This window comes from Shewanella sp. 10N.286.51.B7 (genome assembly GCF_002873615.1).
Lineage (GTDB): Bacteria > Pseudomonadota > Gammaproteobacteria > Enterobacterales > Shewanellaceae > Shewanella > Shewanella electrodiphila.
Genome location: NZ_MCUF01000062.1, coordinates 8,486 through 23,044 on the forward strand (window position 1 = coordinate 8,486; position 14,559 = coordinate 23,044).

General features: G+C 40.8%; 8 protein-coding genes. 5 read left to right on the forward strand and 3 right to left on the reverse strand.

Annotation, left to right across the window (positions count from 1 at the left end):
• The first annotated feature begins 84 nt into the window (after nucleotides 1–84).
• The 4 genes from BCU84_RS16980 to BCU84_RS16995 all read left to right on the forward strand — a co-directional run bounded on the left by BCU84_RS16980 (nucleotide 85) and on the right by BCU84_RS16995 (nucleotide 6,516).
• Nucleotides 85–303: a hypothetical protein gene (locus BCU84_RS16980; protein WP_102529262.1), complete on the forward strand. Its 219-nt coding sequence runs from the start codon at nucleotides 85–87 to the stop codon at nucleotides 301–303.
• A 330-nt stretch (nucleotides 304–633) separates the two neighbouring features.
• Complete coding sequence (locus BCU84_RS16985; protein ID WP_102529263.1) at nucleotides 634–1,857, forward strand: efflux RND transporter periplasmic adaptor subunit; 1,224 nt, start codon at nucleotides 634–636, stop codon at nucleotides 1,855–1,857.
• The gene (locus BCU84_RS16990; protein WP_102529264.1) at nucleotides 1,857–5,006 is read left to right on the forward strand and encodes a multidrug efflux RND transporter permease subunit; all 3,150 of its coding nucleotides are present in this window, start codon (nucleotides 1,857–1,859) and stop codon (nucleotides 5,004–5,006) included. Before BCU84_RS16985 ends, BCU84_RS16990 begins: the two co-directional genes overlap by 1 nt.
• Nucleotides 4,999–6,516 (forward strand): efflux transporter outer membrane subunit, encoded by a 1,518-nt coding sequence (locus tag BCU84_RS16995; RefSeq protein WP_241906470.1) that lies wholly within the window; start codon nucleotides 4,999–5,001, stop codon nucleotides 6,514–6,516. The genes BCU84_RS16990 and BCU84_RS16995 overlap by 8 nt, the downstream gene beginning before the upstream one ends.
• Before the next feature lie 68 nt (nucleotides 6,517–6,584).
• Here BCU84_RS16995 and BCU84_RS17000 read toward each other — a convergent pair whose 3' ends face one another.
• The 3 genes from BCU84_RS17000 to BCU84_RS17010 form a co-directional block, all read right to left on the reverse strand.
• Nucleotides 6,585–7,586, reverse strand: a complete 1,002-nt coding sequence (locus BCU84_RS17000) for a hypothetical protein (RefSeq protein WP_206747660.1) — start codon at nucleotides 7,584–7,586, stop codon at nucleotides 6,585–6,587.
• 173 nt (nucleotides 7,587–7,759) lie between these two features.
• Complete coding sequence (locus BCU84_RS17005; protein ID WP_102529267.1) at nucleotides 7,760–9,745, reverse strand: FAD-dependent oxidoreductase; 1,986 nt, start codon at nucleotides 9,743–9,745, stop codon at nucleotides 7,760–7,762.
• A gap of 96 nt (nucleotides 9,746–9,841) precedes the next feature.
• Nucleotides 9,842–11,608, reverse strand: a complete 1,767-nt coding sequence (locus BCU84_RS17010) for a sulfatase (protein WP_102529268.1) — start codon at nucleotides 11,606–11,608, stop codon at nucleotides 9,842–9,844.
• Nucleotides 11,609–12,230: 622 nt separating this feature from the next.
• On the opposite strand from BCU84_RS17010, the gene BCU84_RS17015 reads away from it, so the two are divergent.
• On the forward strand, nucleotides 12,231–14,486 hold the full coding sequence (locus tag BCU84_RS17015; RefSeq protein WP_102529269.1) for a TonB-dependent hemoglobin/transferrin/lactoferrin family receptor: 2,256 nt from the start codon (nucleotides 12,231–12,233) through the stop codon (nucleotides 14,484–14,486).
• Nucleotides 14,487–14,559: the final 73 nt, after the last annotated feature.

The window sequence follows — 14,559 nt, forward strand, 5'->3', positions numbered from 1 at the left end:
ATTAGTCATTAGTCATTAGTTATTAGTCATTAGTCATTAGTCATTAGTCATTGGATCATTTCTCATTGAGTTTAAAGAGGTGATATGTTGTTAAAATTTGATGTCTTTGGTAAGTCGATGTCGGTTAATAGACAAAACGGCGAATGGCTGTTATTTATAGATTCAAATACTGGCCTTCGTACTCGAGTTTATGATGTTGTGATCCCAAGTGAGCTACTAGAAAGTGAGCTTGCTCGGTATTTAGGCGACATCTTTCATGAAAGTGCTAGGGGCGATAACACTGATGTGACTCGACTGAACTGAACTAGTCGTTTTGTTTTGAGAATATGCCTCTACTGCGAACCTATTATAATAAACTTCATTGCGCTAACTAACTCTACGGCTTAAGCATATTTACCTTGGATAAATGATGTTTCTAGCCAGTAGCATTATTTTATTCTTCCATTGTAGACAAAGTCGCTAACTCCCTGTGCTTGCTGTAAAAACTAATCCTATCCATTCCTTGATGTGTTAGATAATTGAACTTACACTGTTATAAAAGTGTAACTGTAACCTCTTGCTGTTTTATTATGTTTTTATGGACAAAAAGCAAGTAATGGATTAGCACTCACCATCAAGGATTTAGGGATAGCTATGGCATCGTTTTTCACTCCTCCAACATTTTCACTCGCAGTTATTATTACAGCAGCATCTTTATCGGGCTGTGAAAAGCCAGCTCCTCAAATAACCCCTAAATTAGTGGTAGTAGAGCAAGTGAATACCGCGACTGTGCCTTTATATGGTAATTATGTCGGGGTAACGAAAGCTTCTTTAGATGTCGAGGTTAGAGCCCGTGTTGACGGTTTTGTAGAAGGAAAAAGCTTCATTGAAGGCAGCGCTGTGAAAGAAGGTGCGCTGTTATATTCCATCGATAATAGACCTTATCTTGCTGTGGTTAATAGATTAAAAGCTAATGTTGAGTCGCAACAATCAGTGCTAGATAAATCTAAACGTGATGTTGAGCGGTTAAAGCCTCTTTATGAGCAAGATGCCACCAGTCAGCTAGATTTTGATAATGCGATATCGATATTGTCACAAGCAAGATCAAGTTTAGCAGCCAGTAAAGCTGAATTAGAAGAAGCTGAACTTGAACTCAGTTATACCGAAATCCGCTCGCCAATATCTGGGCTTGTTAGTCGTTCTGAAGTGGATATTGGCGCGTTAGTCGGTAGCAGCGGCCAGTCATTATTGACTCGCGTAAAACAAGTCAATCCAATTTATGTGACGTTTAATATGTCGGCGCTGGATTACCTTAATGCCCGCCGTCGTATGACCAGTTATTCTGCACAGCAAGAAGCAGAAGCTGAAGGTAAAGCAGTTGAGGGTTTTGTGAGAATTACACTGCCTGATAATAGTCAATACCGTTTTTTAGGCGATGTTGGTTTTACTGATCCTTCAGTCAACCCAGAAACCGGTACATTCCAAGTCAGAGCCGAATTACCCAACCCTGATAGAGAGTTGCTTCCGGGCCAATATACTAATGTGCGCATTAAACTCAATGAAGTGAATAATGCCATCGTCATCCCTCAAAAAGCCACGCAAGTGGAGCAGGGCGGTGTCTACGTGATGGTCGTCCTACCAGACAATAAAGTGGAACGTCGATTTATTGTCATTGAGCATCAAGGCGAAATGGGCGTTGTGGTTAAAAGTGGCTTAAAAGCAGGGGAGTTAGTGATTGTTGAAGGCATGCACCGTGTTCGCCATGGTCAATTAGCTGAGCCATTAACAGCAGAGGAATATCATAAGAAAGAAGATGTGATTCTTAAAGAACAGGCGCTTAAGCAGCAGGAGTTAGAACAAGAACAGGAGCAAAACTGATGGCTCAGTTCTTTGTTAATCGACCTGTTTATGCTTGCGTGATTTCAATTGTTATCGTGTTACTTGGGCTTATTGCCATGTTTCAGCTACCAATTGATCAGTATCCCTACATTACGCCGCCGCAAGTCAAAGTATCAGCGTCATACCCCGGAGCAACATCAACCACTGCAGCAGAATCTGTCGCAACGCCGCTTGAACAAGAGTTAAACGGCTTGCCGAATATGATTTACATGAGTTCAAAAAGCACCAACTCAGGTAGTGCCAATGTCACCATTACTTTTGACGTGGGGACTAATCCCGACCTTGCAGCTGTTGATGTACAAAACTCAACGCAACAAGCTACAGGAAGTTTGCCGATTGACGTACAAACCGAAGGTGTTTCGGTTTCTAAAGAAGCTTCAGTTGAGCTATTAAAGCTTGCACTAACGTCAAGTGATGAACGCTTTGATGAAATTTATCTCAGTAACTACGGCACCATTAATATTGAATCAGCACTTAAGCGGATCCCAGGCGTTGGCCGAGTGAGAAACACAGGTGCAAGAAGTTACTCAATGCGAGTATGGCTAAGGCCTGACATGATGGCTGGCTACAGTTTAACAACTGCCGATGTGATAAGTGCAATCAAAGCGCAAAATAAAGAATCACCAGCTGGCTCTATTGGCTCACAACCTAACAGTGACTCACTTAGCATGACATTGCCGATTACTGCGGCAGGTCGTATGAGCAGTGTGCCGCAATTTAAAGAAATCATTGTGCGAGCAAATAACGATGGCTCAATTATCCGTTTACGTGATATTGCTCAAATCGAATTAGGCTCCTCATCTTACACTTTGCAATCGCAGTTAAATGGCGCTAATGCTACCATTTTACAGGTGTACTTATTGCCAGGTGCCAATGCGTTAGAAGTGACAAAAAACGTAAAAGCAGAAATGGCAAAGCTGGCAGAAAAATTCCCCCAAGGCATGAACTGGGAAGTCTTTTTTGATGCTTCTGTGTTTATCGAAAACTCAATAGATGAAGTGGTTAAGACACTGGTAGAAGCGCTGATTTTAGTGATTCTAGTGGTGTTTTTATTTTTACAAAATGTCCGCGCAACATTGATTCCAGCTATTGCGGTGCCTGTTTCTTTGATTGGTACGTTAGCAGCGATGTTAGCGTTTGGCTTTACGATTAACACAGTGAGTTTACTGGCATTAGTGCTTGCGATTGGTATCGTAGTTGATGATGCCATTGTGGTGGTTGAAAATGTTGAACGCTTAATGAATGAAAATGGTATGTCTTCTGTCGAAGCCACAAAAGTGGCAATGAAAGAGCTATCAGGAGCATTAGTTGCTACCAGTTTAGTGCTCGCCGCTGTATTTGTGCCAGTGTCATTTTTGTCAGGTATCACTGGCATTATGTACCGTGAGTTTGCGGTTGCGATTACCGTCGCAGTGCTCATTTCAACCGTCGTGGCGTTAACCCTGTCGCCTGCCTTATGTGCATTATTGCTAAAACCGGGTGATAAAGCCACGAGCGGCTTTTTCAAATGGATGAACGATAAACTGGATATCAGTACCAGCAAATACAGTGCTCTAGTCGCGCTGACCACAAAACATGCAAAGCACAGTTATTTCTTGTTTGCATTAATGGTCGGTGGTGTTTATTTCATTATGTCGTCGCTGCCCTCAAGCTTTATGCCTGATGAAGATCAAGGCCGATTCTTTATTGATATGACCTTGCCAAATGGTGCAACAGTTAACCGCTCGCAAGCTGTGCTGAAAAAAGCTGAAGCTCATGTGTTATCCCATCCTGCAATTGCATATTCATTTACCTTAGCGGGCGAAAATAAACGCTCAGGTTCTAACCAGGCTAATGGTCAATTTGAAGTTATTTTAAAGCCTTGGGCGGACAGGGCAGAAAGTGATGCCACAGTACAAAAAGTGATGAAAGATATCCGCATTTCATTACATAAAGTGCTAGAAGCTGAATTTAATTTGTATTTACCTTCTGCTGTGCCAGGGCTTGGTAATGGATCAGGTGTTGAAATGGAACTGCAAGATACATCAGGGACTAACTTTAAAGGGTTAATGGAAACGGCGGATGAACTGGTTGAAGCGTTAAAATTACAACCTGAAATTGCCTCAGCAAGTTTGTCGTTGCAAAGTGCCATTCCGCAACTTCATTTAACTGTAGATGAAGCTAAGGCTATGGCCATTGGAGTGGATGTCGCAGATATTTATAGCACGATTAAAACCTTTACTGACTCCTCAACGGTGAATGATTTTAATTTGTTTGGCCGTGTTTATCGGGTAAAAGTGCAGGCTGAAGAGCAGTACCGTCAATTCCCTGAACAAATTAAAGATTACTACGTTCGATCAAATACTGGTGCGATGGTGCCTATTGGTGTGCTTGCTAAGTATGACTACACCGTTGGACCAGCTTCAGTAACCCATTATAACTTGTTCAGTAGCGCCTCTGTTAACGCAACGCCAGCACAAGGCTACGCATCTGGTGATGTAATTAAAGCCATTGAGCGGGTGGCTAAGCCTATGCTTCCGAATGAGTTCAGCTACGAGTGGACAGGCATTACTTATCAGGAAGTGCAATCAGCAAACCAAACCAGCATTGCCGTATCGTTGGCTATGGTGTTTGTATTCTTATTTTTAGCCGCGCTTTATGAGAGTTGGACGATTCCTATAGCAGTGTTGTTAATAGCACCGATTGCGATGTTAGGCGCTTCATTAGGCACCTTGATAAGCGGCATGGAAAGTAACTTATTTTTCCAAGTGGCCTTTATTGCCTTGATTGGTATGGCGGCTAAAAATTCAATCTTAATTGTTGAGTTTGCTAATCAACTCCATAAAGAAGGTAAAAGTCGAGTGGATGCTGCATTAGAAGCCGCGACCATGCGTTTTAGACCTATCTTAATGACTTCGATGGCATTCATATTAGGCGTGTTACCGCTAGTGTTATCAGTAGGTCCAGGCGCTGTCAGTCGCCAAAGTATTTCTATCCCTATACTATGCGGAATGGTATTTGCGACCAGTATCGGTATTGTGATGGTGCCGCTATTTTTTGTCACCACCGCAGGTTGGTTAAAGTCTAAAGTGTCAGAAGATAAACACATCAACAAGCTTACTGATGTAAAGGGGGCTGACAGTGTTTAAATTACTTGTGCAAAAAATATTAGTTCAAAACGGTCTTGTTCAGAAACCAGTTAGAGCCTTTGTTCCACTTGGTTTAAGCATATTGCTAACAAGCTGTGCGATGGGGCCAGATTATCAACGCCCTGAGATGGAGCTGCCTGCCCAGTATCACGATGATTTAGCCCAAGAACCACAGACGAATCTTGGTTTATCGAAATGGAAATCGTTTTATTTAGACCCAGACTTACAAATACTTATCTCGCATGCGTTATCGCAAAATTTAGATCTTGAATCTGTTCGCTCGCGTTTAATTGCCGCTCGTTCAAAGGTTACAGTAACAGGCGCTGCCTTATATCCATCACTAGGGCTTGAAGCTGGCGCTGAGCGCGCTATTGATAGTGCGATTACTAGCACAGATCCTGAGCATGGTAATGAGTTTAATCTTGCTGGCACGGTTTCGTGGGAATTAGATATTTGGGGAGCCAATAGACGTCGAAGTGAAGCTGAGTACGCAAACTTTTTGTCAGCACAAGATGCGTTAAATCTAGCGGTAATTAGCCTTATTAGTGATGTTGCTAGTCGATATTACGAGTGGCTTGATATTGAACAGCGTTATCAAATTGCATTAAATACCGTTGAGATTCGTTTAAAAGAGCGTGACTTATCGCGTTTGCGTAAAAAGAACGGGGTGATTTCAGGCTTACAAGTACGCCAAGCTGAAGTCGAATATCAAAGCGCGAAAGTGACCTTGCCAGATTTAGATTTTGAAAGGAAAGCCAAATCTAACCAGCTAAAAATATTACTTGGGGAATTTAATTATCCGTTAGAAGCTAAAACAGGTGGTGAGCTACTTGAAGATATAACGTTATTTCCCAATAGCTTTGTGGTTGGCGTGCCATCGCAAATGTTATCTCAACGGCCAGATGTAAAAGCAGCGGAACAAGCATTGATTGCAGCGAATGCGAATGTGGGTGTGGCTAAGACTGCATTTTTCCCACAATTTACCATTAGCGGCAGTTACGGCACAGAAACAGATGACCTCAGCAGCATTTTTGATAGCCAAGGACTAACATGGTCGCTGCTTGGTGGTATTACTGCGCCTATATTTAATGCTGGTAGTATTTCAGCTCAATACGAGATTGCGCAACAAGAATATAAACAGGCAAATCTTGCCTATCGCAGTACGGTACTAAGTGCCTATTTTGAAGTGAATGATGCGATGAATAGTTTCAGGCGCTCAGAACTCGCTATCGAGGCGCAGCAAGATTTAGTCGCTGCTTCGAAGGAATATACTCGTTTAGCCATGCTGAGATACCGAAATGGTGTTTCTAGCTCACTAGATTTAATGGATGCTCAGCGAAGCTTATTCAATGCCGAGCTAACCTTAAGCCAAGTGAGGCGTGACCGCTTGTTATCAATGATTACCCTTTATCGCTCGTTAGGCGGTGGTGTGTTAACAGAACAAGAATTGCTAGATGTTCATAATTTAAGTGAACTTGAATCAAGTGCAATTATTGGAAGCGAAAGTTAGCATGATTCATTCTTGATTGAGTTTGGAAGATTAGCGGAATAAGCTTTTAGTGCAAGTATGATTTATGACTATAGTTTCTCAGCATGTAATTGCTGAAATAAAGTCAACTTTTGTTGATGCTGAGTATGAGTCACATGATTAATTAGATAATAATACACGTTTCTTGCACTGATAAAATCTGCTTGTTGTAATGAGGGAATCAATGCTTGAATCAGCTGTGGACTCTGATTATTTTGCTTCTGCAATAGCTGCAGAAAGCTATGTAAAGATTGTGGGTCTTGCCAAGCGGATATTTGTTTCGCTAATGCTAATATTAACGTGCTATTTAGTTTAATTATTTCCTCTGATTCGAGTAGAGATTGCAATATTCTCAATCTGAGAGAGTGACTGCCATATAAAGTGAGTTCTGTAACCATTTTCTGGTACTGCGGCATTGCTAAATTCTTGGAGAACGCGATGATGTCATTTTCAAAACCTGACTGGTTTGTTAAAGCAAATTCAGTGACTGCTGCGATTGTTTTGTTATCTTGATATTGCTGGTAGGCTAGCTGTGAAATGGCAAATTGCTGTAACTCATTTTTTTCATGTTTGAGTAAGTTCAGCAGTTCCAACTGGTTAAGTTCACTGCCTGTAATATTGGCGACAATGCTGACTAGTTCACCTTGAGCAAAATGCCAAAGTGTATAACAAGTCCAAATTGCCCCTTCAATATAATCTTGTTTGTTAATGGCTACAGTAGCGCCTGTAACAGCATCTGCGCCGACAGTAGGCGCTGACCCGCTACTTGTCTTATTGATCAGTTCACTGGCTTTTAAATCTGCTAAGCCTGATTGCTTATTCGATAAGATACTTGTTAACTTTACGTAATCTTGCGGCTCAAAATCCTGTGCTTGGCCTTTTTCCAGTTTGAGGTTATCGGCCATAGTGTAATGGGTGAATTGACCTATTGCATCCCAATGTAAAGTCACAAGATCTGTCTTGCAAAGATCTTCGCCGCAAAAAACGGATATGACATTCATCGAATAGTTACGAGTTAACTCTTCTGGTAAGCCTGAAAAGCTTTTGCTCAAATCTGATCTGCGAATTGATTCTGATGAGACATATAATATGTTACTTTCCGCTACGCTCGTTTTGCTACCTGGGTGAGTAAAGTTTACCGAAATACTGATTAACGGCTCAGGTTTACTACAAGCCGTTAAACATATAGTTAACAATAAAATAGATACTCGCCTTAAAATAGACATTAGCTATAAGCTCTTATTTCAAAAAGTTTTACTGTTGGTTTACCGTATGTTGATAGTATCTCTAGTTTTAACGCTGTAGCATTAACGGATGGGAAGTTGACTTTAATTAAGCGTGTTCGATTTTGTTTAATGCTAGCAACATCAATCCATTGACCTTTAACTCTAGCTTGAAGCTTTAAATCTTTAACCATTTCATCAGGCACGCTATTACTAAAGTATTGGTCATTCTTGGAATCTTTACGCATCATGATATTGCGTTTCACATTGGTGTCACATTTTATTTCAACTGTTGATATACCAACAGGCTTAGGCCATTCCAATTGTATATTGGCTGGCAAATTTCGAGATTGCCAGTGATTGATTTTATTGTCTATATCTCGTGAAATGCCATTTAATAGGAGACTGATATCTCCAGACAAGGTACTTGAAGCAAATAAAGTACTTTTACGTGCTAGATCATTCGGTGCTTTTGCTGGCCTTTTCGGAATAAAGACATCATCACGTAATAATTGCTCTTGTAATTCATTGATATGACTCTTCCCTAACTGCCTTGGGCTTACGTTCAACTTTTGACATAAATTTGCAGCGGTACCCACAGCTTGGCCCATAAGGGCACAAGTTGCCATGATACGAGAAGAGGCAAGTGCGATATGAGTTTGACTGATGTTTCTTCCTGCAAATAATAAGTTAGTTATTGTTCGTGAATATAAGCTTCTAAAAGGAATTTGGTAGACTTCATCAAAGTGAGCATGAAAGATAGTAGGTGCCATGTGGATGTTATCCATACCTCCTGGATTGTGCTCATCAATTCCCCAACCGCCAAATGCAACAGCATCCTCAAAGTGTCGTAGTTCAATTAAGTCTCGTTCATTATGTATATAGTCTCCTATAAAGCGCCGAGATTCACGCCTTGATGGCAATGAACCCACCCAATCTAGAGCGAGGTTTGCTGATTCAGGGAATTGACCAGAATTTTTAATATGATCCCAAACACCATGAAGGTAACCCATTAATTTGTGTCGATTAATCTCTTGCTCACCAACAATGTCATATTCACTACCGACTTCAACCCACCAAATACCTTCATCGTAAGCTGCAAATTTTCGGCGCTTATGGGCATTTTTAGCATCAAATTTGATCGCCCATGAAGGCGCGGTGTAGGGGGTTTCACGGCCCATGTCTTTCGCAGACATTAGTAATGATGCGCCCATTTGCCACCCATCTGCAACATCTGGGGCAAATTGTTCATTAAACTCAGATTTTCCTTCACGTCCAGTTCGATATTCTGCGCCAGCAGTAGCGGCCATAAGTCCATCGCCTGAGCAGTCGATAAAATATTGTGCGCTAATTAAATATTCAGTTTCCGTTGTGAGTTGCCAGCATCGAACCTGCTGAATTTGGTTATCCTTGACGATACTTGCTATAGCTTGGGTGTTTAACATCAATTCAATGTTAGGTTCTCGTATGACAAAGTCATACAAAACATGGTCCCAAACAGGAAATGATTCTTGTGGGTTTTCGAAACGATTATGCAATAATATTTCTTCAATGATACCAGTTTCACGCTCTGCAAGGCCTGAGTTTAAACGGTTGACGCCATTTAAGTGCACACGCATTTCACTTGAAGCATTGCCCCCTAAAACAGGCCTATCTTGTACCAGTACCACCTTAGAGCCTAATCTTGCTGCAGAGACGGCTGCACATATACCAGCGGCGCCACCGCCGATGACAACAATATCAGCACTAAGGCTGACATTTCGACTGGGCCGATTTAAATCTGTATTGTTATTCGTACCTAAGTTTAGCCATTTGTCTTTAGTGCGGTCTTGTTGATTGAATTGACTTTTGGACCCATCGGAGAGTGGTGTATTTGTATTTGAGTTTTTATTTTTATCAGCAGAGCCGATACCAATAGCCATTTGGCTAGCACTTGCTGGAAATACAGATGCTAGAGCTGCAGCTTTAAAAAAGCTTCTTCTTTTCATGTTTTAGTTCTTCCTTGTTAACAATTGAATTCAAAATCACTCAGTGAAACCAGCTAGTTAAAGGTGTAATACAATAGAAGCGATTATCTAGGCTGTTTAATGATCTTTATTAATAGTATCTACTGAATTGATGCGTCCCTTATTTTGTTCAATAGATGAGACAGAGCTATTCGGCCAGGTTTCCTTCAATTGAGCCAACAGAGCTGTTGTTAAATCTGGTTTTAACTCTGCAATATTGACTGTTTCATGAGGGTCTTGATGATGATCAAACACTTCTACAAAAAGTGGACTCAGCTGCGGATCTCTGTGGTCTTTCCAAGCGATAATGCGATATTGAGAGGTACGCATGGCATACCCCATAAGGAATTTCTCAAAAAGCTCTCTATTCCACTCATTTATTTTAGTAGCATGTTGGTTGTGTTTGAATTGATGCTGAATTTGAGTTTCTACTTGTTGTAATAATGGTCCGAAATAGGTTTCTCGCATGCCTTTTCGTAAAGGGTATGCTCCCCATTCACGTAGTGCAGGTGTTGGAAATTGGCTGAAAGCGGCTTGTTTCCAAATTTGATTAGGGTTTTCCAGTAAAGGCACCATACTTTTTCCTTGGGTGATAACGGGGGCTGAAAAACCTGCAAGCTCTGTTAATGTTGGATAAAGATCCACTAATTCAACTAATGCTTGTGAAGTGACTGATTTCGGATTTTTTCTGGTCTCAGGGGTAGATATTATTAACGGAACACGCGTTGCTGTTTCATAGTTACTGGCCTTACCCCAAATTCCCATTTCACCTATGTGATATCCATGATCGCTCCACAAGACAATTATGGTGTTTTGCATGATGTTTTGAGATTCTAAAGCTCTAATTAGCTTACCTATTTGTGCATCAACGTAACTCACCGATGCAAGGTAAGCATGTTTCAGTTCAATAGCTAATGTGTCATTAATAGGACCTTTTTTGGGGATGTTAGAAAAAGTTCTTAGCTCAAAGGAAGAGTGCAGTCCTACGCTAGCGCCATTCTTCGGAGGCGCTCTTAGCGTAGTTAATTCAATATCATGATTTTGATATAAGTCCCAATATTTTTGTGGAGCAACCCATGGAAGGTGTGGTTTATTCAAACCAAAGCCGAAAAAAAATGGTTTATGTGATTGTTCTGTTAATTCTTGAATAGTCAAAATAGCTAACTGAGCATTGTAACCGTCTTTATATGCGGTATCCGCAACTTTTGCCTTTTCAAATGCTGGTCCACTTCCAAGCCCAAACTTGGCTTGCTCGCCATAACGCAGTTTCATAATTTTTTTATTGGCTATTTGCTGCTGTTGGTTAATGCTCAATGCGTAGCGTCTAGGTTTTGCTATTTGATTTGGAATGGTTTGAACCGCAGGCCAATTCCAAGAAAGTTTGTCATCTTTATCACCATGATGAAAAATTTTACCAACGTAACTTGTATTATATCCGTGGGCACTAAAGTGCTGGGGCAAAGTAATGATATCAGGATATTTATCACGAAATTTAATGTAGTTATGAATTACCCCTGTGGTATCAGGGCGCGTTCCTGTTAGTACACTTGCTCTTGAAGGACCGCATATTGCTTGCTGTGCATATGCTTGAGTAAATCGGACTCCTCCCTTTGCTATTGCATCAATGTTTGGAGTAATTGCGCCTGATCCCGCTTTCAAATCATCAATTGCGATGAATACAACATTAGGTTGGCTAAGATCGCTCTTATTTAAACCTGTAGGTTTAATACTAGAATCGAAGGTATTTGCTACAACAACAGAGGATAAACAACAGCACCCCCAAAGTATCGATATCACGACTTTGAGATTTATTTTTGTATATATAGCCACTTGGAGACCTTTCATTTATTCAACCACTTAAACATTGCATCTAAATAAACATATGATGTTATGTTATTTTTGAATTGGTCATTTTGTCAACTATCTCAGATGTTATTTGTCTATTTATTGCTAGGTCATGTTTATGCTCCTCAATGAAATAAGTGATTGAGGGAAGTTACAGGGTTTGGATTTTCGGTATGTACTTGGAGGTTATTATCAATCAATGCTGAGTTTAAATTGTTCAGTCCGTCTATCTAATAGTTGGGATAATGTCTGCTTTGTTGGTCGTAGATTAATTCGATTCGACGTTCGTTCAGCACTTAATTTTTTCATTATTTAGGTTTGTTGTTGCAGTCGGACTTGATGCTGTTAAGCAATCATTGTGCTGCTTACATGTTTTAAATGAGGTTTTGTTGGTTTCTTGTTTGCAAAAGTTGGCTTCTTGTTTGCGAAAGTGGTTTTTTGATTGGGTTTTGAGTTAATAGTGTGTTTTTGTTTTGCGTATCAAGCTGAATCTTGCATAGGAATCATTATAAACAATTGATATTGGGATCGTGATCGCTATGTGAAATATTCTTCATGGTAGACTCCTGCGCCATTAAAGATGAGATTAATTCCTATTAAGGTTTAATTAAGGATAGCGTTGATGAAACCACTTTCAGTTAAATTAATTAGTGCAGCAATTGCTACTGCATTATCACCTCAAGTTATTGCAGAGACTCAAGAAGTCGTATCAAAAGAAGAAATTAAACAATCTATCTCAAACTTCCATGAAGTGATTGTTATTTCGGGTTCACGTATGGAGCAAACGCTTGATCAAGTTGCGGGCTCTGTCGTTGTGATTGATGAAGAAGCCATTGCACGTAACATGAGCACTGATTTTTCAACGTTATTCAGAAATGAAGCGGCAGTTGATGTTAAAGGCGGTGCAGGTAAACCAAGCTCGGTGACAATCCGTGGTATTGGTGGTAACCGTGTGATGATGGTGAAAGATGGTGTTCGCGTTAACAACCAATATGCTTCACCATTAGGCCCAGGTGCTGAAGGTACTGGCCGTGGTTTAACTGAAGTTGAAGGCTTAAAACAAGTTGAAGTGTTAAAGGCTGCTGCATCGACCATGTATGGTTCAGACGCGCTTGGCGGTGTATTAGTGATGACATCTAAAGATGCTGATGACTATTTACGTGGTGAAGATTATTACTTCTCAGCGAATGCTGGCTATACCGGCATGAATGATGAGTACAGCGCTGGATTTACCAGTGCTTTTAGTGCAGGTAACTTTGACAACTTAGTTTCATACCAACGCCGTGAAGGTGAAGAGCAGCAAAACTACTCAGAAACACTCCCTGATAGCGACTTAGTCACAGATAGCTTTCTCATTAAAAGTAAATATCACTTCAATGATGATACTAACCTGCAGTTAACTGTTGATTACATGAATCAGCAGTTAGACCGTTGGGAAAACAGCTTAGATAACACAAGTTCGATTGATTATGATCGCCAAACCCAGTCACTAAACACGTCATTGCGTCTTCGTTCGACTAAAGACCGTGTTATCCATGACAATGTCGACTTTGTGCTGTACTACGGTAAGACTGACCAAAGTGAAAAGCGTGATTATTACGACGGCGCGCAGGGCGGTGCACGTGATATTACCGAGCACAGAGACTACCAATTTGACGAATACCGTGTTGGTTTCGCCAGCACCTTCAGCAAATCATTATCGTTAACGGGTCACGATCACAACATCATTTACGGTGTTGATGTTGAGCAGTCAGAAATGAGTCGTCCACGTGATTATCAAGTTAAAGATGATAATGGTAATTGGTCGCCTTCTGAAACAGACACTTTCTCATTCGCTGATACTAAAAGCCTTCGAGTTGGCGCGTTCATTCAAGATGACATCACTTTCTATGATGGCAAGTTAAACGCGATTTTAGGTCTGCGTTATGACTACTTTAAAAACACGCCAGATCAAAACCAAGCTGAAGAAGCAGGCCGCGACCCAGCTGATTTCGAAGAAATGAGTGATGGTTTTTGGTCGCCAAAGCTAGGCCTTGTGTATCACATGACACCAAACGTTAATGTGTATGCTCAGTACGCTTACGGCTACAAAATGCCAACACCTGATCAAAAATGGGGTGAGCTTGAAGTGAAAGATGGCAAAATGCCATTCCCAGTAATGATCCAAGCTAACTATGATTTAGAGTCTGAATCAAGCCATACCATTGAGCTTGGTGTACGTGGACATCATGGTGATACTCAATATGAATTCACCACTTTCTACACTCAAGCCAATGACTACATTGATTGGGAATTTGTTGGCTGTGGCGGTCCTTTAGGTTGTGTAATGCCTCGCTCACTTGAATACCAATATATTAACTATGATGAAGTAACCTTATATGGCGCTGAAGCATCATTTAGCCAGTGGTTTACTGATGAGATTGAACTTTGGGGTAATATTGCTTATACCCACGGCGAAGATCAAAACGGTGACTATTTAAATTCAGTCAGTCCGCTTAAAGGCAACGTTGGGGTTAATTATTATACTCATCTTGCCAATACAGAAATGGACTTTGGCTTAACAGTACGTTTTGCTGACAGTATGGACCGCACAACAGAGTTAGATATTTTCCCACCGATTCCTGGTATGCCAGATATGGGGTTTAACGAAGTATTTAATACTGCTGGTTATGCCGTGGTTGATATCACCGCTAATTTTGTATTGAGTGATAATTGGACACTGCGTTCAGGTGTATTCAACGTATTAGACAAAGAATATATTGATTATGCCGATGTGGCAGGTCAATCTAAGTTCTTGATGTCTAACTTAGGTGTGACTGAAGAAACCTACAGCCAGCCAGGTCGTTATTTCAGTGTGAAAGTGAACTACACCTTCTAAAGCGCAGAATTATTGCGGTTTATTGATTGAAAAAGCCTTAAACTCTTACTGAGTTTAAGGCTTTTTGCTTAAT